Genomic DNA, 25,687 nt, shown 5'->3' with positions numbered 1-25,687 from the left:
CAGGTAATCTAATGATTACCTGGCAGATATTACTCATCAGTCCTATTTGACGAAGAGCCTTAATCTCGAACATGCGTCATATGTTAATTTCAGGTTAAGATTATAAATACTATACTGTATTATAAGTAACCTTATTGTGTAAATGTAAACAAAAAGTTATACTATAAAAAGCGGTAGTATAGTAAAGAAACCGCTTCAAAATTTATTCTTTTAGAATTAGAAAAGGAGGTGAATAAAATGAACGAAAGATTTTGGAAAATTTTGTCTCGCGTACTCATTGTGATACTAGGATCTTCAATAGGTTATTATGTATTACCGTTACTTTGGGACATGATCAATATCAATATTAGCTTTTTCTATTCTCCATTGTTTAACATCGTACTTGGTGCAATTATTCTTTTTCTTATTTACGGATTAACACAGCCTTTATTGATGCGTTTTATTCGCAATATCGAACGTGACATGCGTCAGTTATCGATCGAAAAGGTTTTAGTTTCTGCAGTAGGTGTTATTATTGGACTAGTTTTAGCTTGGTTAATCAATATTCCCTTAGTGGCGATTGGTTGGCCATTCATTTCAAATATCTTGCCAATTGTCTTAACCATTGTTTTAGGTGTATTAGGTTTTTATATCTTCTCTAATAAGAGTGCTGAGATTATGGAAATGCTTACCCGTTTCCCGCAGGTGAGACGTAGTGAATCAACGGATACGGTCATTACTGACGATACACAGTCAGATAAGGAAGCATACGAAAGTGACTTATCAACTCACTCAGAAAGCCATGATATGTATACGGATGCCTTACTATCACTTAGACAAGCTGCGGATGAGGCTTATCAACCCTATAAGATTTTAGATACATCAGTGATTATCGATGGGCGGATTCTAGATGTCTTAAAAGCGGGCTTTATCGAAGGCGTGATAGTAGTACCTAACTTTGTCTTGAAAGAATTACAATACATTGCGGATTCAGCAGATTCATTGAAACGGGTTCGTGGCCGACGCGGTTTGGATATTTTAAATCAAATCCAAGCGCTAGATGATGTGATTGTAGATTTCTACGCCGGCGATTTCGATGATGAATCGGAAGTAGACTTAAAATTATTGCGTCTAGCCAAATTAGTTGATGGTGTTGTGGTAACCAATGATTATAACTTGAATAAAGTGAGTCAATTCCATAAGATTAAAGTATTAAACATTAATGAGTTGGCTAATTCATTGAAATCTGTTGTGATTCCTGGCGAAACGATTTCTGTACATATTGTAAAAGCTGGTACAGAGCGCCAACAAGGGGTTGCCTACATGGACGACGGTACGATGATTGTTGTTGAAGAAGGGAAACATCATATTGATGAGACCCTTTCAGTAGAGATTACCTCAGCTATTCAAACCAATGCAGGACGCATGGTCTTTGCCAAAATAGCTGACTAGATATATAATTATAATGATGGAAAATTAGGTTGGTATTTTTACCAGCCTATTTTGATTGAAAGCATAAGATAAAAGGAGAAATCAACATGTCAGATAAAGTACGCGTACGCTATGCGCCAAGTCCAACTGGCCATTTACATATTGGGAATGCTCGTACCGCCTTGTTCAACTATTTATTCGCTCGTCACAACGGCGGGGAATTTATTATTCGTATTGAAGATACCGATACAAAACGAAACCTTGAGGACGGAGAAAGATCTCAACTAGAAAACCTACAGTGGTTGGGTATTGAGTGGGATGAAGGTCCAGATAAACCAGGTGAATTTGGACCTTACCGTCAATCTGAACGTAAAGATATCTACGACCGTTACCTAACAGAATTACTAGACAAAGGCTTAGCTTACTATGCATTTGATACATCTGAGGAAATCGAAGCAGAACATGAAGCCCAAGTCGCAAACGGTGAAACACCACGTTATATTGGTAAATGGCGCGATAAATCACAAGAAGAAATCGACGCAGCACGTGCAGAAGGCCGTCCAGAAACAATCCGTTTCCGCGTACCTGACAACATTACCTACACCTTTGATGACATGGTAAAAGGGGACATCTCTTTTGAGTCAGCAGCCATTTCAGGTGACTTCGTTATCCGTAAACAAGACGGCATGCCAACTTACAACTTCGCCGTTGTTGTTGACGACCACTTGATGGAAATCACTCACGTATTACGTGGTGACGACCATATTGCGAACACACCTAAACAATTAATGATTTATGACGCTTTAGGATTTGAACGTCCAACATTTGGACATATGACATTAATCGTTAACGCTGAAACAGGTAAAAAATTATCTAAACGTGACGGGTCAATCTTACAATTTATCGAACAATACCGTGACTTAGGTTACCTACCGGATGCAATGTTCAACTTCATTACATTATTAGGTTGGTCTCCAAAAGGTGAAGAAGAAATCTTCTCACACGATGAATTGATTGAAATCTTTGATACAGACCGTTTAAGTAAATCACCAGCAGCCTTTGATAACAAAAAACTAGAATGGATCAACAACCGTTACATGAAAGCTGCAGAAGCTGAAGATGTAGCGAAATTAGCGATTGAACATCTACAAAGAGCTGGCCGTGTATCTGAAACATCTACAGCAGAAGAACGCGCTTGGACTGAAAAATTAGTTTCATTATACAAAGATGAAATGTCATATGCAGCTGAAATCGTTGATTTATCAGATATGTTCTTCCAAGATGAACTACACATCGCAGATGATGCTAAAGAAGTATTAGCTGGCGAAGGTGTAGCGGATGTTTTAAAAGCCTTCCAAGCGAAATTAGCTGAAATTCCAGCTGATGACTTCAAAGAGGAAAACATTATGGCAGCCATCAAAGCTGTTCAAAAAGAAACTGGCGTAAAAGGTAAAAACTTATATATGCCAATTCGTGTAGCCACTTCAGGTGAACAACATGGTCCTTCAATTGGTTTAACAATTGAAGTATTGGGTAAAGAAAAAGTAGCCCACCACTTAGACCAAGCACTAGCAAGTTTATAATCAAACATTTAATACCCCCTATCTAAGCGTAAAAACTTGGATAGGGGTTTTTTTATATTTAAACGCTACAAAAAGACGTGTATAACTTAATAGTTTAAAAAAAGCTATAGGTAAATACAAAAATTGCTTGCGCGCTATCTAAATTTATCATCGTATTTATGTATAAAAAATATAAAACGTTTAAAAACCCCTAATTTATCGTATTCTATAAAAATTAGAAAATACAATTTGTTATTTCTTTTAGGAAACTTGTGAATAAGGATTGATAATAGTTCATCTCCACCCCTATACTATGGCTAGACTAAACACAATATATAGGGTTAAAAAATAAATAAACCACATTTTATTGTGTTTTTTAATCAAAAGCGAGGAGTAATGACCATGACAATCACAGTTTATGCAAAGAGTGGCTGCCCACAATGCGTATTTGCTAAGAAATACCTTGAAGCTAAAGAGATTCCTTTTGAAGAGAAACGGGTAGATCTTGAGGACATGTATCTAGATGAAGTAAAAGAATTAGGGTATTTGTCTTTACCAGTAATTGCAGACTCAACAGGAAATCATTTCAATGGTTATGTACCTGAAAAGATGGAAGCTTTGGTGGAAGCATGGCAAGCATAGTTTATTATTCATTAACGGGTCAAACCAGACGTTTTATCAATAAAGTTCAAGGCTTCGATACTTATGAGATTTCATCAGCAGTAGCACCAGTGACAATGACTGAGCCTTTTATTATGGTGATTCCATCATATGAAAGTCATGTGTATGGTGACGTGATTGAAACGGCTGAAGAGTTTTTAGAATGGGCGGATAATGCAAATTTATGCAAGGGCTTTTTTGGTGGGGGTAACCGCAACTTTGCCCAATTATTCTGTGTAACAGTAAAGGAACTATCTGCTGAGTTTGATATTCCTGTCTTACATGGATTTGAGTTCCAAGGATCTGCCTATGACGTGGCTAAGTTAACAGAGGAGTTAGAGAAAATTGACAGATACCAAGAAATTAAAAATTGAAAATACGAAAGACATTACTTACTTTAAGCTGAACAATATGGTAAATATCCCAACTGCTGACAAGAAAATCCAATTAAATAAAGACCGTGAAGCGGTTAGGGCTTATTTCTTAGAATATGTGAACCCCAATACGGTTTTCTTCCATACATTAGAAGAAAAATTACAGTATTTAGTAGACAACGATTATATTGAAGAAGGCTTCTTAAATAAGTATTCTTTTGATTTCATCCAATCCTTGTTTGATCATTTGTATAGCCATAAATTCCGTTTCAAGAGCTTTATGGGTGCTTATAAGTTTTACACGCAATATGCCTTAAAAACCAATGACAACAAACGATTTTTAGAAAGATATGAAGACCGAATTGCTTTTACTGCTTTGTATTTAGCAGATGGCGATGAAGATTTAGCTTGGCATATTGCTGAAGAGCACATTGAACACCGTCTACAAATGGCTACACCTACCTTCTTAAACGCAGGTAAGAAGCGTCGCGGTGAGATGGTTTCTTGTTTCTTAATTGATGTCCAAGATAATATGGAGTCAATTGGACGAGCAGTGAATTCCTCTCTACAACTCTCTAAACGTGGTGGTGGTGTAGGTGTAAACTTGAGTAACCTTCGTGAGGCCGGTGCCGCAATTAAGGGTATTGAAAATGCTGGTTCAGGTGTTGTGCCAGTAATGAAACTGTTAGAAGATGCCTTTTCTTATGCTAACCAATTGGGTCAACGGAATGGTGCTGGGGTTGTTTATTTAAACGCCTTCCACCCGGATGTGTATGAGTTCTTATCTACTAAGAAAGAAAATGCCGATGAAAAAATTCGTGTAAAGACCTTATCGCTAGGTTTGGTAGTGCCAGATAAGTACTATGAACTATTAAAAACAAATGAACCAATGTACTTGTTTAGTCCATATGACGTGGAACGTATTTACGGTCAACCATTTGGCTATGTAGATATCACGGAACATTACGAAGATATGGTTGCTAATAAGGACATTAAGAAATATAAAATCAATGCACGTGAGTTAGAACAAGAGATTTCGCGTCTACAACAAGAATCTGGCTACCCATATATCATGAATGTGGATACAGCGAACAAGGAAAACCCAGTTAATGGGACAATTACCATGTCTAACTTATGTTCTGAAATCATGCAGGTACAAAAGCCATCTACTCTAAATGAAGATTTAACTTATGAAGAAGTTGGTTTAGATATTTCTTGTAACTTAGCTTCAACAAATATCACTGAAATGCTAAAAACGCATAACTTTGAGCAAGCTGTGGATACTGCTGTACGCGCTTTAACTGCCGTTTCTGATATGACATCAATCCAAGCTGTACCAAGTGTTGAACGTGGGAACTCAGCTTATAACTCTATCGGATTGGGCGCGATGGGACTACATACAGCCCTTGCTACCAACCAAATTCATTATGGATCAGCTGAAGCGCTAGAATTAACGGATGCTTACTTTATGGCATTACGTTACTATGCTTTGAAGACCTCAAACCAAATTGCTAAGGAACGTGGAGAAAGCTTCTTTGAATTTGACCAATCAGCTTATGCCGATGGTTCTTACATTCGTGAGCGTTACATTGATCACCAAGAACCGTTCGTTTTCCAATCTGAGAAGGTCGCTAAGCTATTCGACCATATTCACATCCCAACACCGGATGATTGGGCGGCATTAAACCAAGCAATTATGGCGGACGGACTATATAATGCTTACCTATTAACAGTTGCACCAACTGGATCGATTTCATATATCAACGAAGCATCATCATCGATTCATCCAATTGTGCATTTAATTGAAAACCGTCAAGAAACGAATATTGGGTCAATGTTTTATCCAGCACCATACTTGGATGATGATACTATCCAGTATTACAAATCTGCTTACGAAACGGATATGCGTCAAGTAATCGATACTTATGCAACAGCACAAAAACATATTGACCAAGGGATGTCCTTGACCCTGTTTATGCAATCAACTATTCCACAAGGTTTATATGAATGGAAAAATGGTAATACGGACAAAATGACTACCCGTGACCTTAACCGCTTGCGTAATTATGCTTGGGCACAAGGGATCAAATCGATTTACTATGTGCGGACTTATACAGATGACTCCGATAAAGAAATTGGCGTTGACCAATGTGAATCATGTGTGATTTAAAACGTAAACGAGAGGAAAATTGATAATGACACAAGAAAATAAAAAATACTTTAACCAGATTTTGGGTGGAGAACCAACCAACCACAACGTTTTATACTACAAATCCATCGACTGGGACCGGGTAGAAGATGCGATTGATAAGTCAACATGGGAAAAATTGACCTCACAATTTTGGTTGGATACACGTATTCCAGTATCTAATGACCGTGATGATTGGCGAATCCTAACAGAAGAAGAACGTGATGTAGTCAACAAAGCCTTTGCTGGCTTAACAGCTTTAGATACTTTACAGTCTGAAGAAGGCGCAAACGTTATGCGTGATGCTGTTCGGACACAACACGAAGAAGCGGTATTGAACAATATCCTATTTATGGAGTCGGTACATGCTAAATCTTATTCAACAATTTTTATTTCATTGAACACAACGCGGGAAATTGATGACATCTTTGACTGGGCTAACAACAACGAATACCTCCAATATAAAGCACGTCGTATCAACGAAATTTATCAAAATGGAACCGGATTACAGCAAAAGGTTGCTAGCGTATTTCTAGAAACTTACCTATTCTATTCAGGTTTCTATGCACCATTATGGTATTTAGGCAACAATAAATTAGAGAATGTCGCTGAAATTATCAAATTGATTATTCGCGATGAGTCTGTACACGGTACTTACCTGGGCTACAAATTCCAATTAGGTTACAATCAACTATCAATTGATGAACAAAATGAATTAAAAGACTGGATGTACGCGCTGCTATTTGACTTAATGGAAAATGAAGAGAAATATACCGAAGAAATCTATACACAAGTAGGTTGGACGAAAGAAGTTAATACCTTTGTACATTATAATGCCAACAAAGCCTTACAAAACTTAGGATTTGAACCCTTCTATCCAGATGGCACAGCAGAAAATGTCAACCCAATTGTGATGAATGGTATCTCAACAGATTCAAGTAACCATGACTTCTTCTCACAAGTAGGAAATTCATACTTAATGGGTGAATCAGAAGCGATGGGCGACGATGATTACGACTTTTAAATTTCCAATCAATACAAGTAAAAAAAACTGGCTCTCAAGCTAGTTTTTTTTGTGGTTGGATAAGCTTTTTATTCAGATTTACCGATACCCATTAGAAATTGTTCGTCGTTTCGCCGAACAATCCCTTGCAATTGGGGTATATTGTTCGTACAATGGAGGTAACAAAAATAAAGGGGCTATTTATCATGAACTACTTACAAAAACGTATTTTAAAAGACGGTCAAGTCATCGATGAAAAGATTTTGAAAATTGACTCATTCCTAAACCACCAAATCGACCCGAAAGTGATGCATGACATCCAAAGTAACTTCTTTGATTACTTTAAATCACGTGAAATTACCAAAGTATTAACCATCGAAGCAAGTGGTATTGCACCTGCTATCATGGTAGCTGCACACTTCCAAGTACCGATGTTATTTGCGAAAAAATCTGAACCATCAACACTTGCTGGACAAGATAAATTCTCAACATTAGTACATTCATTTACTAAGAATAAAACAAGCGAAATTATCATCTCTAAAGAATATTTAAATGAGAATGATAAAGTACTGATCATTGACGATTTCTTAGCGAATGGTGAAGCGAGTCTAGGTTTAATTGACTTAGTGAAACAAGCTGGTGCAGAAGTTGTTGGTGTGGGTATTTGTGTAGAAAAATCATTCCAACCAGGACGTCAACGTCTTATTGATGCGGGTGTAGATGTTTACTCAGTTTGCCGTATTGCTTCATTAGCAGGTAATAAAGTGACTTTTGTAGATGAAGAAGATGAAAAGTTAGCATAGCGGGTGGCCAATTTGAAGAATATAAATTTTAAAGATGTTTTCTCAGCTAAAACTACATTTCTTTCACTACAACATTTACTAGCCATGTATGCCGGTGCTATTGTGGTACCGTTAATTATCTCAAGTTCCCTTAATTTCACGACCCAACAGACGCTATACCTTGTCTCAGCAGATATAGTTATCTCAGGGATTGCAACATTCCTACAACTTTACCGCGGGAAATTTATCGGTATGGGCTTACCCGTTGTAATGGCTTGTTCCTTTACAGCGATTGGCCCTATGGTTCAAGTGGGTGGTCAATATGGCTTAGGCACCATGTTTGGTTCAGTCCTAGTAGCTGGTTTAGTGATCTTATTACTAGCGCCAATCTTTGCTAAACTATCTCACCTGTTTCCGCCGTTAGTGACAGGGACTATCGTGACCCTAATTGGTGCAACGTTAATTCCTGTTGCAATTAATAATTTAGCAGGTGGCGAGGGTAGTGCAGACTACGGTAATATGGATAATTTAATCTTGGGGTTAATGACTTTCTTGATTATTCTCTTACTATATCGCTTTACTAAAGGCTTTCTTCAATCTATCTCTATTTTGATTGGACTAGTTGCTGGTATGGTTATTGCTATCTTTATGGGGAAAATGGACATGCAACCTATTCTAGAGGCGTCTTGGGTGCAACTACCGGTGCCTTTTGCAATTGAGTCGCCATCATTTCATCCAGCAGCGATTTTATCGCTAACAGTGGTTGGTATTATTTCTATGATTGAAGTAACAGGTATCAACTATGCCTTGGCTGGTATGTATGATAAAGACATCGATGAAGCAGATCTTCGTCGTTCATATTTCTCAGTAGGGATTGGGTATTTACTTGCTGGTATCTTCAATACATCACCACAAACTGCTTTCTCCCAAAATGTGGGCGTAGTACAAATGTCAGGTGAAAAGCGAAAAACCATTTTCATCAACTTGATTATCTTAATGCTACTATGTGGTTTGATTCCAAAAATTGGTGCTATTGCAACTTCTGTACCGTCAGCCGTATTAGGTGGTGCAATGATTTTCTTATTTGGTAATGTCTTATCCTACGGAATCAGCGTATTGGGTGCGCAAGATTTAGCAGATAATCGTAACCAATTGATTATTGGTGCTGCAATTACAATCGGTTTAGGTGTAGCTATTGCACCTGCAGCCTTTGCACAACTGCCAGAATGGATCTCTTGGCTAACGTCTTCAGGAATCGTAGCTGGTGGTGTAACAGTTGTCTTACTAAACGCCTTCTTCCATGGCGTAAAGAAATAAATCACTTTAAAATATCTCTTTTAAATAGATAAAAAAACTCCTTGAATTTAGTTATGTTAGCTAAATTTAAGGGGTATTTTTATAGCTATGATGTTTGCAATTTTAGTCATAAATACAAAATCACTGTATGAAAAACTGACAATTGCTATTGACTCAGGATTGAAAGCAATATATGATAGCGTAATTGTGGTGTTTCCATTAAAAATGCTTATAGAGAGGTTTATATATGTTTAAGAAAATAAATAAAGTACCTGCAGGGATGTTTTTGATTCCCTTGGTAGTATCACTAGTATTAGTGTCTATCTTCCCTAATATGTATGATGCAATCGGTGGTACAACACAACAAACGTTTCAAATGGGGACCAACGTTGTTATTGGACTATTGGTATTTTCAGCTGGGACAAGTTTAGATTTAAAACAAATTGTGCCTTTAATAAAACGTCATTTGCCGATAATTCTGTTTAAATTAGTTATTTCAACAATCTATATTTTAGTTTTTTATTGGTTGTTCGGCTTAGATGGCATTTTTGGCATCAACTTATTGGCTTTCGCTTGTGTGATTTACTCTTTAAACCCAGCGGTAGCACTAGCTATTCATTCAAGTTATGGGGATAAACAGTTTGGCGCCGTATACGGTATTATGGGCCTGATTGGTATGCCTTTTGCACCTTTAATTTTATTAAGTATTTTAACGGCCGATGGTGGGGCAGCAGGAATTGACTGGCAACCGATCATCTCAATCTTTGTGCCTTTAGTAGCCGGTACTATTCTAGGTAACCTAGACAAAGATTTCACCGACTTTTTTGTGCCGATGATTGGTCGCTTACTACCTTTCTTAGGGTGGAACCTAGGTGCAGCGATGAATATTCAATCAGCTATCGCTTCAGGATTGCCAGGTATTTTGATGGCCGGAATCTTTATGGTCTTATTATTACCATTAATTCCATTTGACCGCTACATCATGAAACAAAACGCAGGGGTAGATGGTGCAGCTATTTGGAATGTAGCAGGCATGTCAGTAGCCAATCCTGCTAGTATTGCATCTGCTTTGCCGTTGGTATTTGCTGATCAATCAGCAAGTGCTACTGCTATCGTGATGATGGTATGTATCATCACTTCAATTATTTCACCTATTGTTGCACAGAAACTATATGTAAAAGAGTATGGTATTCAACCATTATAATTATCTCAATGCTTACAGAAGAGTCATGCTTACATGGCTCTTTTTTGGTGTATTAAATTCATATATTTAAAAAGGCCAACTTGGACAAACAAGACAGTCAAAACACAAACTTATTGCAATGTAATTATGGGTTTTTTATGCGATAATATAACATACGAGTGATATTTTTGCCGAAATCATTTACCTGGTGATGACACAATTTTATCATGCGCAATTTTAAATGATCTACATACACCTTGTAACTTGAAAGGAGTTATCATGAACGATTTTTTCTTAACGTTAATGGAACGTAAAGACCAATTATTCACTGCTACTTACGAACATATGGCTATATCCTTACTTGCCTTGTTCATCGCCTGTGTTATTGCAATTCCACTAGCCATTTGGTTGAGTGACCACCGCAAATATGCGGAACCCGTATTACAATTTGCTAGTATCTTACAAACGATCCCCTCATTGGCCTTGTTGGGATTGTTAATTCCCTTAGTAGGGATTGGGTCAGTACCTGCATTGATTGCTTTAGTCGTCTATGCGATTCTGCCTATCTTACAAAATACCTATACAGGTTTTGTAGAAATTGATCCAACAATTGAAGAAGCTGCGATTGCCTTTGGGATGCCTAGACGAAGACGTCTGTTTAAGGTGGAACTCCCTATAGCTATGCCGGTGGTAATTTCAGGTATTCGGACCTCGTTAGTATTAACTATCGGAACAGCGACCTTAGCGACTTTAATCGGTGCTGGTGGCCTTGGATCTTTGATTATGTTAGGAATCGACCGAAATGATAGCAATTTAACTCTAATTGGTGCTATTGCATCATCTTTATTAGCGATTATTTTTGGTGCCCTCATTAAATGGTTAGAAAATAAGAAAATGAAAACCGTCCTTATTAGCTTGCTTGTTTTATTTGTAGGAATTGGTGGGCCTATCTTGGCGCAACGATTGACTGGTCAAGTTACGAATGTCACTATCGCCGGTAAATTAGGGTCAGAACCAGAGATTCTAATTAATATGTACAAAGAAATAATTGAAGCAGATAATGACGATGTCAAGGTGGATGTAAAAGCTAATTTTGGAAAAACGACTTTCTTATTTTCTGCCTTAGACAATAATGAAATCGATATTTATCCAGAGTTTTCAGGTACAGTCCTTGAAAGTTTAGTTGACGTAGATGAAGCTACTGATACAAGTGACTTCGACCAAGCAGATACCTATCAATTAGCGCGGGACTTATTAAAAGACCAGTATGATATGAATTTTCTAGAACCATTTTCATTTGAAAACACCTATGCTTTAGCCGTCAAACGCTCTTTTGCAGAGGAAAATGATCTAGAAACGATTTCAGATTTAGCGAAAGTTGAAAACGAGATTACAGCTGGCTTTACGTTAGAATTTATTGACCGCCAAGACGGCTATGCTGGTATTCAAGAATTATACGGTTTGACCTTCCCGTCAGTGAAAAGTCTTGAACCTGCGCTTAGATACAATGCTATTAATAGCAATGAAGTGAATGTGGTTGATGCATATTCGACTGATAGCCAAATTTTAGAGTATGATTTGGTTACGCTTGAAGATGATTTAGGGCTATTCCCTGATTATCAAGGAGGTCCATTGATGAATGTAGACTTCGCTGAAGACCATCCAGAGATTGTGGCATCCCTAAACAAGTTAAGTGGATTAGTAACCGAAGATGAGATGATTCAAATGAACTATGCTGTAAACGTTGAAGGACAAGAGCCTAGCCAAGTAGCCCATGATTTCCTAGTCGACAAGGGCTTAATAGGGGAGGATGCATAATGGCCAATATAATCGAATTTAAAGATGTAGAGAAAGTATATGAAGACAAACGTGTAATTGATGACTTGAATCTAACCATCCACGAAGGTGAGTTTTTTGTTTTAGTGGGTCCATCAGGTAGTGGGAAAACGACATCCCTTAAAATGGTGAATGGCTTGACTGAGCCAACAGGTGGAGATGTTTACTTTAAAGGGCAAAAAATTAAAGATCATGATATTGAGAAAATGCGCTGGAATATGGGGTATGTCTTACAAAAGATTGCTCTTTTCCCAACAATGAATGTTAGTGAAAATATTGATGTTATTCCAGAAATGATTGGTTGGCCAAAAGAGAAACGTGTAGCCAGAATTGACGAACTACTCAATTTAGTAGGTTTAGATCCCAAAATTTACCGAGACCGACCAGTTGATGAATTATCTGGTGGGGAGCAACAGCGAATTGGTATTTTACGTGCGATTGCAGCTGAACCGGATATTATTTTAATGGACGAACCTTTCTCAGCCCTAGACCCAATTTCGCGTAACCAGTTACAAGACCTCGTAGTCGATATTCATCAGCGGTTGAAGACAACCATCTTATTTGTCACACATGATATGGATGAAGCCATTAAATTAGCTGACCGAATTGGGATTATGAACCAGGGCCGTTTAATTCAGGTGGATACGGCTCAGGAAATTCTGACAAATCCAGAAAACCAGGTAGTGGCTTCCTTATTTAACCAAGAAAAAGAAGATGTCTTTGGCTTAAATATCTTCCGATCAGATATTCAGCCACTTTCCGGGGACCATCCAGATTATCCGCAAATTGATATCGCTAGCCATCAAAAAGATTTATACGCCTTACTAGCGACTGATGAGGTAGTTGAGATCACGGAAAATGATACAAGTTTAGGAACGCTAGATAGACAGGCTGTATTTGCTCGGCTAAAAAGTATATAAGGTGTGATGATATAAAGAAAATCAGAGAGGTGTGGTGGCATGTTTCAAACCCCAATTGATGACAAATTATCAATCAAAATATTAGAAGAGCGTGATGTAGAAGCTTTGTACAAGTTAATTGATCATTCACGTGATTACCTGAGTGAATACTTACCTTGGGTGAAATTCATGAAAGCTACGGAAGACGAATTACCTTTTATTAAAGAGGGGCTACAACAATTTGCCAATAACGACGGTTTTCAATGTGGGATTTGGTTTGAAGGCCAATTAGCTGGTGTGCTCGGTTTGCATTATATTAAACACCTAAACAAGTCAACTTCACTAGGTTACTATTTAGGAGAAGCATTCCAAGGTTCAGGGATTATGACTAAGTCTGTAGCTTTCCTACTTGATTATCTTTTTAATGACTTAGCCTTAAATCGTGTAGAAATTCGAGCAGCGGTAACCAACCATAAAAGCCAAGCGATTCCAAAACGCCTAGGCTTTACTGAAGAAGGGATTCTTAGACAAGATGAACAACTAGATAGTGGGCCATCAGATTCAGTGGTATTTTCTTTACTAAGAGATGAATACTTAGCCCAAAAATAATCATAAACTTAATAGATATATAAGGATGAGGGACGGATGACTAATATAGAAAGTCATTGGTCCTTTTCATCTGCCTTTAAATTTTGCTATACATTTCTTAAAAAAGTTAATAAATAGGTGTATTTCTCGAATAATTCATCCTGAATAGACAGTAGTTTAACCTATCTTTCTTCATACTTTCGCCATCTATATAGCCCAATATATAGCTAACAACAAATAAGTGAAAGAGAAAGGTGAATGAATATGAAGGTCTATGAATTACTTGAACAAAGTGGTGTAACAGCTAGAAATCCTTTACCAGCAGATGTAGAGCAACTTGAAATTACCGGCATTAGTGAATCCTCCTTACAAGTAACCAATGGCCATCTATTTGTCGCCATTTCCGGTTATGCCACTGACGGTGAAGCCTATATCGGTAATGCCATTGAACGCGGCGCTAGCTTGATTGTGACGGAATCTGACTTAACCGCTAGGGCGAATGTGCCGTTTATCCAGGTTGACAATGCTAGAGAGAGTTTAGCCCTGCTTGCATCAGCTTTTTATCACAATCCTAGCCAAGACAAGTTGGTAATAGGGATTACAGGGACTAACGGCAAAACGACAACAGCCTTATTCTTGCAACATTTATTGAAGAAAGCAGGCTTTGATGTGGCTTACTTCGGTACTGTATACAATGAAATCAACGGTCAACGGTATGAAAGCAAATTAACCACGCCAAGTGCGACAGAAATCCAAGCCGCCTTAGCCCGGTCAAATGACGATGTAGTGGTTATTGAAACTTCTAGTCAAGGACTCCACCAATATAGAATGGCAGGGATGCAATTTGACTATGCCTTATTTACCAACCTACAACACGACCATTTAGACTACCACAAGACCATGGAAGCTTATTACCAAGCCAAGAAATCCCTATTCAGCTTAATGAAACCGGACGGGAAGGCCGTCATCAATAGCTATACCATGTGGGGCAACCGCCTAGCCAAAGAACTAGAAGCAAGTGGTAAACAAGTCTTAACCGTAGATACTAAGAAAGGTGCGACAAGTTATGTCTTAGATAAAACAACCGACGCAGCAGTTGTTGCCTTCGATGGACAAGGCGGACAAATTGAAGAAATCGAAGCGCCCTTATCAGGTGTTTATAACCAAGAAAACCTGATTTTAGCCACAACCGTCATGGTTGACCTAGGATTAGACGCTGGCAATACCAACGAGGCAATCGCAGACTTTGCGGGAATTGCGGGCCGTTTAGAATACTATCCACTAGCAGACGGCAATGAAATGGTCGTCGATTATGCCCACACGCCGGATGCTATTGAAGCCTTACTAACGACCCTGAACGCCCAATATCCAGACCATGATATTATTCATATCTTTGGTTTTAGAGGGCAACGAGACAGCAAAAAATTCCCGCAAATGGTGTCTGCCTCGCAAATGGGTGCTGATCTGACGATTTTAACCACTGACGACTTAAATGGTGTTCCAAGACAAGAGATGGCTGAAAAGTATCTTGAATACGTGACCCTATATGGCCTAGACTCAATGGCCATGGTCTTAGACCGGGTTGAAGCAGTTGAGCTGGCCTTAGAAATGTCCACAAATCCGGTATTGTTAGTACTTACCGGTAAAGGCCACGAAGCCTACTCCGAGGAAAATAAGTATGGCGTGCAATCTGATCAACAAGTAGCCCACATGTTCCGATACCGTCAAGTCAGCTATTCAATGTGAAATGTAGGATATCAATAAGACCAATAGAAAAAAGCAACTAGTATTTATATAAATACATGTTGCTTTTTTATTTGATCTAAATAGGGCTTTAATATGCTAAGTCGCATGACTTATAGAACTCCATATAGCTAATTTTCTATAAGAATATCGCCTTATATCATAACAAATACCCCGTTTAACAGCGATAAATAGAGGTATATGATTAATACACATGTGATGACATGTAAATAAGCGTACACTGTTATATCAGAAAATACCCAAATATTGATAGTAATAGGCTATCAAGGATAATGGTAATCTAGTATCTCGATTGAATTGCAATCATGATTGGTTTTTCCTACAATAAATGAATGATAAAAAATCATTTGGAGGCAATATTATGAAGAAAATTTTCCGTGCATTGGGATTGGCACTAGTAGTCTTAGTATTAGCTGCTTGTGGTCAAAGTGAAGAAACAACTAAAGTAAAACTAGGTGTCGTTGGTGATAAAAATGATCAATGGGAGTACCTACAAGAAGAATTGCTAGAAAAAGAAAACATTGAAATTGAATTAGTGAAATTCACTGATTACCGTCAACCAATCGTATCATTAGACGATGGTTCAATCGATATGCACTCCGCTTTAACAGAAATCTATATGGATTCAATCAATGAAGAAGGTGGCTATTCTAATACCACATTAGGTTATACCACTTTAAATCCGATGGGTGTTTTTTCTGAGAAAATCGACTCTTTAGATGAATTACAAGACGGCGCTTTAGTCGCTATTCCAGACGACGTATCAAACGGATCGCGTGCCTTACTGTTACTGCAAACAGCAGGCCTAATCGAATTAGACGAATCAAAAGGTCTATTACCAACAACAAGTGACATTACTTCAAATCCAAAAAACTTACAATTTGAAGAAATGGCAGCCAACCAAACAGCTCGTGCCTTAGCTGACGTTGATATCTCATTAATCAACAACGACATGGCAACCGACGCAGGTTACGTGCCAACACAAGACTCTATCTACCTAGAGCCAGTCGCAGAATCATCAAAACCATACTACAACGTCATCGCAGTACGTGAAGACGAAACAGACAATGAAGTATATAAGACAATCCTTGAATACTATCAAACAGACGAAGTTGCAGCAATCATCGACGAAATGTCAGCAGGTTCGTCAATCCCAGTATGGGAAGGCGCACCAACTGCAGAATAATCTAGTGGCTTTAAACTACCAGGTTTAAAGTGAATCAATATAACTCAATTAAAAAACGTCTCCTAGTATTATTGGGAGGCGTTTTTTAATTGTAAATTGCTGAGACCAGGTGCTTGAGTATCCTATATTAGTTGAAAATTCTGATTAAAGTAAGTCCGATGACATAGTAAGGCAAATTAATAAAAACAAAGATGGTATCTTTTCTTTTTTCAACGCCCTAAAATGGCCCTTATCTACAAAAGAACTAGGCATTAATACGGCGATTTGGCTCCCTTTGAAGGTCTGAAAATATTATTAATCGCGATTTTTATGCATTTTTAAAAAGACAAAAAGTTTAAAAGACCGTTAGATCAACGTTTTGAACTTTAACTATTAAATTATAATGAGATAAAAATGGGTGTTTTTTAAATAAATCAACTTATATTATATAAAATGAACGATTTTGAAAAGCTAGTAACTATTTTTCAACATTAATATCTTATATAAGTTATTTAAATATTTCATTCATTTCTACAATACTGTCAAATATGTTAGAATGATAAGGATTAATGGGTGTCACTCACTCTCATTAAATTGCCATAATTCAAAAAATGGCGATTTGTATTTTTTTGCAAAATGCTTCTATAATGAGCCTATACGAAACAACTCGTTACTTGCATGCAAACGACTTATTCGTATCGCCTCGAATAGACCGTTTGCTTCATCGCTGAACAAATTATCGGACATAGGAAGGGCAAAATTATGTTAAAAATTTATAATACATTAACCAATCAGAAGGAAGAGTTTAAACCATTAGTGCCAGGAAGTATTTCGATGTATGTATGTGGTCCTACTGTTTATAACTACATTCACATTGGGAATGCCCGGTCTACTGTTGCTTTTGATACAGTACGTCGTTACTTTGAATACCGCGGTTTTGATGTGAAATATGTCTCTAACTTTACGGATGTGGATGATAAGATTATTAACCGCGCTAATGAAGAAGGGTTAACGCCTGAACAAATTGCGGATAAGTATATTGAAGCATTCTATGAAGATACCGATGCTTTAAATGTTAAACGTGCTACTAAAAATCCACGTGTTGTGGAGAATATGGATGATATCATTCAGTTTGTGGCTGATTTAGTTGATAAAGACTTTGCATATGTAGTGGACGGTGATGTGTACTATAGAACGCGTAAATTTGAGAAATACGGTCAGTTATCTGATCAAAATATTGATGATTTACGGGCGGGGGCATCTGAACGTTTAGAGGCAGACAGCCAATCGAAGAAAGAAGATGTTGTAGACTTTGCTTTATGGAAGTCAGCTAAACCTGGTGAAATTTCTTGGACTTCTCCTTGGGGGGAAGGTCGCCCTGGTTGGCATATTGAATGTTCTGTGATGGCAACGAAACTGTTAGGCGATACGTTAGATATCCATGCAGGTGGTCATGACTTAACTTTCCCTCACCATGAGAATGAGATTGCTCAATCCGAAGCACATACAGGTCATACCTTTGCCAATTACTGGATGCATAATGGTTTTGTAACAATGGGTGATGACGATGAAAAAATGTCTAAATCTTTAGGCAACTTTGTCTTAGCGCATGACCTAATCCAACAAGTCGATCCACAAGTGGTTCGCTTCTTCTTAGCTTCAGCACATTACCGGTCGCCTTTAAGATTCAATGAAGAAAATATTCAAGATGCAACCAACAACTTAAACAACTTGAAAACTGCTTATGCGAACTTAAATTACCGTTTTGAAGATGCTAAAGAGAGTTTAGATAACGATGCGAAAGTATTGCCACAAATCAAAGCTTTAGAGAATGAATTCGTGGAAGCTATGGATGATGATGTTAATACACCTAATGGTTTAACTGTGGTTTATCGTTTGATGCGTGATATGAATGTGTATACAAATCAAAAAGAAGTATCCGTGCCAATTCTTGAAGCTTTCAAAGAGTCGTTTACAGCCTTATTAACGATTTTTGGGGTCACTTTATCAGATGAAAAAGAGTTGTTAGCGGATGATATTCAAGCCTTAATCGATGAACGTAATCAAGCTCGTGTAGATAAAAACTTTGCCCGTGCGGATGAAATTCGTGATCAATTAAAAGCTGAAGGCATTATCCTTGATGATACTGCCCAAGGTACGCGTTGGAAACGTGCGCAATCCTAGTTGCAGTCTATATTAATGAAAATCAATACAGAAATGAGTCGACTAAATGTCAGAGAATAAGTCTTTAACGAAAAATGAAATAAAACAACTAAATGGCCTAACCTTGGCTTATTTAGGCGATGCTTCTTGGGAGGTAGTAGTCCGCGACCATTTGGTTCAAAGTGGTCTAACGAAACCCAAAGATCTACATAAAGCAGCGACTGAATTTGTGTCTGCAAAAGGGCAAGCGCTATTAGTTGAAGCGATGCAAGCTGAGGAAGGGTTCCTTACTGAAGATGAAATGACAATCTTTAAAAGAGGCCGCAATGCCAAAAGTCACTCAAGCGCTAAAAACGCAGATATTCATACGTATAGAATTGCAACCGGATTTGAAGCTTTGATGGGTTTTGCCTATTTAAATGATCAAAACCGTTTTAAGGAAATTGCAGCTTTCTGTATTCAATACATTCAACATGCACAAAAAGAGGAGCAAGAAAATGGCTAGAGACAATCAAAGACAACAAAACAGAGATAGAGGACCCCGTAGTACAAATAATGAAGAAGAACTGGATCAATCTCCTGATTTCGTCTATGGTTTCCATGCCGCTATGGAAGTATTGGAAGGCGACCATGATGTGAATAAAGTCTTCCTACAAACTGGCTTAAACGAGAAGAACGCCCAAGCTATTTTAAAAGCAGCCAACAAGCGAAATATCTTGGTATCTAATGTACCAAAGGAAAAATTAGATACCCTTTCTGATGGCGGCAATCACCAGGGTGTTGTCATGGCTATTGCAGCATACAAATACGCTGAACTAGAGGATATCTTCAAAAAAGCTGAAGAAGCGAATGAAGACCCAATTATCATAGTCCTAGATGGTATTGAAGATCCGCATAACTTAGGTTCTATTTTAAGAACAGCTGATGCTTCAGGGGTTCATGGTGTCATTATTCAAAACCGTCGCGCTGTGGGGTTAACGCAAGTTGTTGCCAAAACTTCAACTGGTGCGATTGAGCATGTACCCGTTGTACGTGTAACCAATATTTCTAAAACCATTGATCTGTTAAAAGAACGTGGTGTATGGGTATTTGGTACCGATATGAAGGGTCAATCAATGTGGCAAATGGATGCGACGCTCCCAATTGCTGTTGTGATTGGTAATGAAGGTAAAGGCGTATCACCAGGTGTGAAGAAACATCTTGATGGTATGATTACCATTCCAATGCGTGGTCACGTTCAAAGTTTAAATGCTAGTGTAGCAGCAGGGTTATTAATGTACCAGATTTATCAAAGTCGTATGGGTAATAGCTAATCAGTGAATTGATTTTATAGTAAGTTGATGAAGAAAGGAGGGGTGACATGGTACTAAGAAAAGAACGGTTAATCGTTGATGGCTACAATATGATTGGCTCTTGGCCTTTACTTGTAAAGTTGAAAAATCGAGATGAAATTGAGGCTGCAAGAGACTTGTTATTAGCAACCCTTTCTAACTATGTAGGCTATCATGATATCGAAACGTGGGTGATTTTTGATGCCATGTTTGTCCCAGGCATTTCTAAATCCTATGATCAATTTAACTTACATGTCGTCTTTACGAGTGAAGGACAAACCGCTGATTCATATATCGAAGAGATGATAGTTGATTTGGTGAGCCCTTTACATAACGTAACGGTTGCGACAAGTGATTTAGCTGAACAGCGAATTGTTTTCCAAAAAGGTGCTTTAAGGCAATCAGCACAAGAGTTATATAGAGATGTGCAAAAAACCAACGCGGAAATTGCACATGGTGGTAATGATTATGAATACAACAAATATCAAAGATCCATACCATGGTCAGTCCATCAGCTAGATAAATTAAATGACTTTTATAGAGATTTAATTGACAAGAAAAGTGAATAGTAGGATTTTGGTGCGTTTGGTCTTTTGGATTGAGCCTGGGTGGTCTATTTGGAGAGGACAAATCTATGGCAAAGCAGAAACAAATTAAAGACCAGTCACAGGTATTGGATTTAGTGTTGCAGGGTAAAAATGAACTTACTGAGGAAATATTTGATGCATTATACCAAGAAGTCTTACCTACCTTATATGCTAACCGTTGGCGCATCCCTAAGTATATTTTGGAAAATGATGATTACTATCAAGAAGCTAGAATTAGTCTAGTACAAGCTGTTCAAACATATCGCATCAATAGTAAGGCAGCCTTTACAACTTACTTTGCGAATGTATTCAAAAATAGGTTGCTCGATATTCGCCGGATGCACATGACGGATAAACGGATTGCTAATTTCAAAGTGGAACGTTCGCTAGATTTATTTGCAAGTGAAGGTGAAGAAAACAATATAGAAAACCGATTGAGAACCAAAGAGTTTCCACCTGAATATGTATATCTCTTCAATGAGACAATTAATAGATACGAGAAAAGTTTGTCTGATATGGAAAGAACGGCATATGGTTATTTCAAAAAAGGTTTTTCTTACGAAGAGATGGAAAAACTCACGGGCTTTACCAGAAAACAGGTTCATTCATTAATCGCTAAGTGTAAACGAAAGTATCGCAAAATATTATCAGAATATTTTGATGATAGGGACTAAAACGAAATTAGGCCATGCACGGGTTGAAACTGTGCATGGTTTTTTCTTTGTTCATTTATGGATTAACTTTTATGGGGTAGCTTACATTTGCATAGTGAAAAAGTGAGCAAAGTAGTTTATGATATTTTTGGAAGTTGGTGAGTTTTTGAGAGTTTTGCCAGTTTTTCATTTATATGGGCGGTTTGCGCGAACGCTTGTAAATACATTTTAGGAGATTGTGTATGGAAATCTTGGGTATTATTGGTGTGTTTATCGGTATTTTACTGATTATTTGGTTTTCTGTTAAAGGGTTGCATATTATTATTGCGGCACCTTTATCTGCTTTGGTTGTAATTCTCGCTAACCAGATGGATATTTTTGGGTCTTTGGTTGGTCAAGAGAATTCGTTTATGACAGCTTTGGCTGGTTTCTTGATTAATAACTTTGCGATTTTCTTATTGGGTGCTATTTTGGCACAATATATGGAAAAGAGTAATGCGACATTGTCTATTGCCAACTTCATCTTGAGTAAGGTGGGGATGGGGTCTAAATATATGATTATGGTAGCGATTATGGCTATTGCAGCATTGTTAACTTATGGTGGGATTTCTTTATTTGTGGTTATGTTTGCGGTAGTACCGTTAGCCAAGCGAATCTTTAAACAAATGGATATCAACTGGGAATTATTCCCTATTCCTTTATTTTTAGGTGCTGGGACCTTTACTATGTCTAGTTTGCCAGGAAATCCTTCGGTTCAAAATGCGATTCCAACTACAGCTTTGGGGACATCGTTAACGGCGGCACCTATTCTAGGGTTAATCGGGTCTGCAGTTCTTTTAGCTTTTGGCTTGCTGTATATGAAATGGTGCTTGGACCGGTCTGTGAAGAACGGCGAACATTTTGATACCTATTTAGAAGGTAAGGTGGATCTTAAAGGGGTAGCCGGTGATGTGGATGAATCGAAATTGCCATCTATTTGGATTTCATTGGCGCCGATTGTTACCTTGATTGCTATTATCTTGATTTTTTCTAGTGTGGCAAACATTATTTTAGTGGCTTTAGCTGCAGCGATTATCTTATCAGCTATTCTATACCACAGCTACATTCCATCTCAGAATATGACCTTGAATGCGGGGGCGACAGGGGCAATTATGCCAGCCTTCTCAACTTCATCTTCTGTAGCCTTTGGTTCAGTATTAACCTTGGCACCTGGTTTTGCGGTCATCCAACAAGCGATTACCTCTATTCCCGGTAGTCCAGTGATTGGATTGGCTGCATCGTCTGCCTTACTAAGTGGGATTACCGGTTCTGCTTCTGGGGCGATTGGGATTGTGATGAATACTCTAGCGCCAGATTATATTGCTATGGGGATTAATCCAGAGCTGGTCCACCGAATTACAGTGATTGCGGCGGCAACATTAACGGCGATGCCACACTCTGGGGTCGTGATTACCTTTAATAATCTGACTGGATTATCCATTAAACATGGCTTTATACACCAGTTCATTATTACAAACGTGGCGCACTTGTTGGCTTTGATTGCGGTACTTATCGCTTCAGCCTTTTTATATTAATAAAATAAATTTTTGAGGGAGTTGCCTTATGATAGTGCAACTCCTTTTGCTGTTTGTGGTATAATTAGGGGTGCAGGAAAAATAAATTGACATTGACCATCGGAGTAAGTACCATGTACAATGAATCAGAAATCAAGGAGATTGTGAATTATGGCAACGAAAAAAGTATCACTTGCTTGTTCAGTATGTGGCTCAAGAAATTACACGACAAATAGTAATGCCAATAACCGTACTGAGCGTTTAGAAGTGAAGAAATTCTGTAGACACTGTAATCAACATACAATACATAAAGAAACCAAATAGTCGGTATTGACTAATAGATGGTAGAGGGCGAGGGAAGTAGATGCAATTTTTAAAAGATGTATGGCATGAAATGCGATTGACTACATGGCCAAGTGGTGGCGAGTTGGTGCGCTACACTGGTATCGTATTATCAACTATTATCATGGTTGGCATTTTCCTAGGGATTATTGATACCTTAGCACAATGGGCTTTTGCATGGTTTATTAACTTATAATTGTAACTTGTTATGGCGCGCGCATGGGCGGTGTGTTATAATTGGCACGAATAAAGCGAAGAGAAAACCTTTCATGTGGGGAAGGTTTTTTAATTTGCCTAAAAGTTGATCAGTTATGAATGTATTGAAAGAAGGAGCATATCGATGGTAGAAGAAATCGAAATTGGTAAAGAATGGTATGTAATCCATACATACGCTGGATATGAAAACAAAGTCAAACAAAACTTGGAAATGCGTATTACTTCGATGGATATGGAAGATTACATTTACCGTGTAATCGTGCCTGAAGAAGAGCATGTAGAGAAAACGAAGTCAGGTAAAGAAAAGATTGTTAAAATTAAAAACTTTCCAGGTTATGTATTAGTTGAAATGATCATGTCTGATGAAGCATGGTTCGTTGTTCGTAATACACCGGGTGTTACAGGGTTCTTAGGTTCTCACGGTCAAGGTTCAAAACCAACACCATTGTTACCTGATGAAGTACGTAATATCTTATCAAGTCTTGGTGAAGGTGGCCGTAACCGTAATATCTCATTCGATATCGGTGAAGTGGTTAAGGTTATCGATGGTGCCTTTGATGGTATGGAAGGTCGCGTTCAAGAGATTGATGCAGAACATGGCAAGTTGAAACTGACTGTTGAAATGTTTGGACGTGAAACATTAGCAGAAGTAGACTATGACCAAGTAGACAAATTCTAATTTGCGATATTTTACAAATCATAGTTGAGGTAAAATAAACCATAGTTAAATGAAAAAATAGCGGGTAAGGATTCTTAAACAAAATCCTTACCCGCTATTTTTCTCTATTGATCAATATTCATTTTCTAATGGTTTATTTTTCATACTTCCAGCGGTAAAGATACATGTATTTTAAAATATCGTACAATATATAGCCGGAAATTACCGAATGCATAAAGGGGAATGTGTATAGTGAATGAAAACTACCATTAAAACGTAAAACGTTAGCATGGACGAACCATACAATGAACGTACTTGAAATAACGGAGAATACTGCGAACTTTTTTAATTGCACATTATCTTTGGTGTTCTCTTTCTTTAAAACAAAAAAATATTTTGTTATCGCTAAACTAACACAAAATAAACATAATGCAGAGAGTAGCCAGTTGCCAGTCATAATGATGAGTGCATTAGGGTGAATGACGTTAGCAAAAAGTATCATAATGGCCAATAGACCAAGGGCAAATTTTGCTTCATTTTTAACTTCTGTTTGATTGATTTTAGACAATTAATCCCTCCATTATCTACTTTCTAAATTGTTACTTCGCTTAAGTGTGAATAAATATTACTTAATTCAGTTAATGTAAGTGGTTAAATGTTTAATCCGCAACATCAAATGCTTCTATTGTTAAGCTCATTATAACAGGTTTATTGGTAGAAGAGGCGAATGGCAAACAGAAGATGCACAAAAAAATCAGTTGCTTTTATGGGCAACTGATTTTTTAATCTATTAAATATATTACTAATCATTTAATTTAACAATATCTGCATCTTCTGTATAAATAACGCGTTCGCATAGGTTTGTTGCATAATCACCGATACGTTCGATATCATGTAAAATGGCATTAATCGCTGAACCAGTTTGGACAGTTTCCGGTTGATTCTTCATAATCACTAAAATTTGATCGACAAGTTCTCTAAAAGCACTGTCTACTTCGTCATCCATAGCAGCGATTTCTTTAGCGCGTTCAACGTTATGTTGGCTAAAGGCATCGATTGCTTGTCCGAGCATGTTTTTCGCTAACTCACCTACGGCAAAAACATCATCCATAACTGGATCAAATGGTGCTAAGTTTTCAACACGTAAAATACCTTTCGCTACGGATACTGCGTGGTCGGCTACGCGCTCTAGGTCAGAACTTGAAGCAAATACTGACAGAATCATACGAAGGTCAGTACCGATTGGTTGTTGACGAGCGATTATACGCATTACATAATATTCGATTTCTTTTTCTAGCTTGTTAATCTCAGCATCGCTTTCAATGACAATTTGTGCGCCATTGTGGTCATTGGTTTTTAATGCTTGGAAAGATCGTTCTAACATAGCCGCTGTACCAAATCCAAGTTTTGCGTGCATACCCTCCAAAGTCTTTAGTTGGTCATCGTAAAATTTTCTTACTGGACGTTCCATCAT

General features: G+C 37.8%; 25 protein-coding genes. 23 read left to right on the top strand and 2 right to left on the bottom strand.

The features are described 5' to 3' along the window. The first annotated feature begins 237 nt into the window (after positions 1 to 237). The 23 genes from AC973_RS09065 to nusG all read left to right on the top strand — a co-directional run bounded on the left by AC973_RS09065 (position 238) and on the right by nusG (position 24,234). Entirely contained in the window at positions 238 to 1,431 is a 1,194-nt protein-coding gene (locus AC973_RS09065) for a PIN/TRAM domain-containing protein (RefSeq protein ID WP_048729794.1), read from the top strand. Between the two features lie 86 nt (positions 1,432 to 1,517). Then, the gene (gene gltX / locus AC973_RS09060) at positions 1,518 to 2,993 is read left to right on the top strand and encodes a glutamate--tRNA ligase (protein WP_048729791.1); all 1,476 of its coding nucleotides are present in this window, start codon (positions 1,518 to 1,520) and stop codon (positions 2,991 to 2,993) included. Between the two features lie 381 nt (positions 2,994 to 3,374). Next, positions 3,375 to 3,614 (top strand): glutaredoxin domain-containing protein, encoded by a 240-nt coding sequence (locus tag AC973_RS09055; RefSeq protein WP_016896486.1) that lies wholly within the window; start codon positions 3,375 to 3,377, stop codon positions 3,612 to 3,614. Further along, positions 3,602 to 4,006 carry a class Ib ribonucleoside-diphosphate reductase assembly flavoprotein NrdI gene (gene nrdI / locus AC973_RS09050; protein ID WP_048729790.1) on the top strand — a complete coding sequence of 135 codons (405 nt, stop codon included), beginning with the start codon at positions 3,602 to 3,604 and terminating at the stop codon, positions 4,004 to 4,006. Before AC973_RS09055 ends, nrdI begins: the two co-directional genes overlap by 13 nt. Further along, on the top strand, positions 3,978 to 6,176 hold the full coding sequence (gene nrdE / locus AC973_RS09045) for a class 1b ribonucleoside-diphosphate reductase subunit alpha (protein ID WP_048729788.1): 2,199 nt from the start codon (positions 3,978 to 3,980) through the stop codon (positions 6,174 to 6,176). Before nrdI ends, nrdE begins: the two co-directional genes overlap by 29 nt. 25 nt (positions 6,177 to 6,201) lie before the next feature. Next, positions 6,202 to 7,218 carry a class 1b ribonucleoside-diphosphate reductase subunit beta gene (gene nrdF / locus AC973_RS09040; protein WP_048729786.1) on the top strand — a complete coding sequence of 339 codons (1,017 nt, stop codon included), beginning with the start codon at positions 6,202 to 6,204 and terminating at the stop codon, positions 7,216 to 7,218. A 185-nt stretch (positions 7,219 to 7,403) separates the two neighbouring features. Next, complete coding sequence (locus AC973_RS09035; protein ID WP_016896482.1) at positions 7,404 to 8,000, top strand: xanthine phosphoribosyltransferase; 597 nt, start codon at positions 7,404 to 7,406, stop codon at positions 7,998 to 8,000. Positions 8,001 to 8,003: 3 nt separating this feature from the next. Then, the gene (locus AC973_RS09030) at positions 8,004 to 9,296 is read left to right on the top strand and encodes a nucleobase:cation symporter-2 family protein (protein WP_048729784.1); all 1,293 of its coding nucleotides are present in this window, start codon (positions 8,004 to 8,006) and stop codon (positions 9,294 to 9,296) included. Between the two features lie 226 nt (positions 9,297 to 9,522). Continuing rightward, positions 9,523 to 10,479: a 2-keto-3-deoxygluconate permease gene (locus AC973_RS09025; RefSeq protein ID WP_048729780.1), complete on the top strand. Its 957-nt coding sequence runs from the start codon at positions 9,523 to 9,525 to the stop codon at positions 10,477 to 10,479. Positions 10,480 to 10,737: 258 nt separating this feature from the next. Continuing rightward, a complete protein-coding gene (locus AC973_RS09020) occupies positions 10,738 to 12,276 on the top strand; it encodes an ABC transporter permease/substrate-binding protein (RefSeq protein ID WP_048729777.1) in 1,539 nt (512 codons plus the stop codon). Then, entirely contained in the window at positions 12,276 to 13,214 is a 939-nt protein-coding gene (locus tag AC973_RS09015) for an ABC transporter ATP-binding protein (protein ID WP_048729774.1), read from the top strand. Before AC973_RS09020 ends, AC973_RS09015 begins: the two co-directional genes overlap by 1 nt. A 39-nt stretch (positions 13,215 to 13,253) precedes the next feature. Then, the gene (locus AC973_RS09010; protein ID WP_048729771.1) at positions 13,254 to 13,802 is read left to right on the top strand and encodes a GNAT family N-acetyltransferase; all 549 of its coding nucleotides are present in this window, start codon (positions 13,254 to 13,256) and stop codon (positions 13,800 to 13,802) included. Positions 13,803 to 14,039: 237 nt separating this feature from the next. After that, the gene (locus AC973_RS09005; protein WP_048729768.1) at positions 14,040 to 15,527 is read left to right on the top strand and encodes a UDP-N-acetylmuramoyl-L-alanyl-D-glutamate--2,6-diaminopimelate ligase; all 1,488 of its coding nucleotides are present in this window, start codon (positions 14,040 to 14,042) and stop codon (positions 15,525 to 15,527) included. A gap of 379 nt (positions 15,528 to 15,906) precedes the next feature. Then, positions 15,907 to 16,731 (top strand): MetQ/NlpA family ABC transporter substrate-binding protein, encoded by an 825-nt coding sequence (locus AC973_RS09000; protein WP_048729766.1) that lies wholly within the window; start codon positions 15,907 to 15,909, stop codon positions 16,729 to 16,731. A gap of 741 nt (positions 16,732 to 17,472) precedes the next feature. After that, positions 17,473 to 18,894, top strand: a complete 1,422-nt coding sequence (gene cysS / locus AC973_RS08995; protein WP_048729762.1) for a cysteine--tRNA ligase — start codon at positions 17,473 to 17,475, stop codon at positions 18,892 to 18,894. 46 nt (positions 18,895 to 18,940) lie between these two features. Then, positions 18,941 to 19,378 carry a Mini-ribonuclease 3 gene (locus AC973_RS08990; protein WP_048729760.1) on the top strand — a complete coding sequence of 146 codons (438 nt, stop codon included), beginning with the start codon at positions 18,941 to 18,943 and terminating at the stop codon, positions 19,376 to 19,378. Next, positions 19,371 to 20,186, top strand: a complete 816-nt coding sequence (gene rlmB, locus AC973_RS08985; RefSeq protein ID WP_048729758.1) for a 23S rRNA (guanosine(2251)-2'-O)-methyltransferase RlmB — start codon at positions 19,371 to 19,373, stop codon at positions 20,184 to 20,186. Before AC973_RS08990 ends, rlmB begins: the two co-directional genes overlap by 8 nt. A 47-nt stretch (positions 20,187 to 20,233) precedes the next feature. Further along, the gene (locus tag AC973_RS08980) at positions 20,234 to 20,773 is read left to right on the top strand and encodes an NYN domain-containing protein (RefSeq protein WP_003140992.1); all 540 of its coding nucleotides are present in this window, start codon (positions 20,234 to 20,236) and stop codon (positions 20,771 to 20,773) included. Positions 20,774 to 20,838: 65 nt separating this feature from the next. Then, positions 20,839 to 21,465, top strand: a complete 627-nt coding sequence (locus AC973_RS08975; RefSeq protein ID WP_048729756.1) for a sigma-70 family RNA polymerase sigma factor — start codon at positions 20,839 to 20,841, stop codon at positions 21,463 to 21,465. Between the two features lie 221 nt (positions 21,466 to 21,686). After that, positions 21,687 to 23,018 (top strand): GntP family permease, encoded by a 1,332-nt coding sequence (locus tag AC973_RS08970; protein WP_048729753.1) that lies wholly within the window; start codon positions 21,687 to 21,689, stop codon positions 23,016 to 23,018. A gap of 150 nt (positions 23,019 to 23,168) precedes the next feature. Next, positions 23,169 to 23,321: a 50S ribosomal protein L33 gene (gene rpmG / locus AC973_RS09770; protein WP_003142586.1), complete on the top strand. Its 153-nt coding sequence runs from the start codon at positions 23,169 to 23,171 to the stop codon at positions 23,319 to 23,321. A 40-nt stretch (positions 23,322 to 23,361) separates the two neighbouring features. Beyond that, on the top strand, positions 23,362 to 23,535 hold the full coding sequence (secE, locus tag AC973_RS08965) for a preprotein translocase subunit SecE (protein WP_048729751.1): 174 nt from the start codon (positions 23,362 to 23,364) through the stop codon (positions 23,533 to 23,535). Positions 23,536 to 23,679: 144 nt separating this feature from the next. Further along, on the top strand, positions 23,680 to 24,234 hold the full coding sequence (gene nusG / locus AC973_RS08960) for a transcription termination/antitermination protein NusG (protein WP_048729749.1): 555 nt from the start codon (positions 23,680 to 23,682) through the stop codon (positions 24,232 to 24,234). A 133-nt stretch (positions 24,235 to 24,367) separates the two neighbouring features. Here nusG and AC973_RS08955 read toward each other — a convergent pair whose 3' ends face one another. Further along, entirely contained in the window at positions 24,368 to 24,781 is a 414-nt protein-coding gene (locus AC973_RS08955) for a hypothetical protein (RefSeq protein ID WP_048729746.1), read from the bottom strand. Positions 24,782 to 25,015: 234 nt separating this feature from the next. Next, the gene (gene phoU, locus AC973_RS08950; RefSeq protein ID WP_225968979.1) at positions 25,016 to 25,687 is read right to left on the bottom strand and encodes a phosphate signaling complex protein PhoU; all 672 of its coding nucleotides are present in this window, start codon (positions 25,685 to 25,687) and stop codon (positions 25,016 to 25,018) included.

The sequence above is a fragment of the Carnobacterium sp. 1290_CSPC genome, assembly GCF_001053265.1.
Taxonomy (GTDB): Bacteria; Bacillota; Bacilli; order Lactobacillales; family Aerococcaceae; genus Aerococcus; species Aerococcus urinaeequi.
Note: the sequence above shows the minus strand (reverse complement) of the source record. Positions and strands in the feature narration are given on the sequence as shown.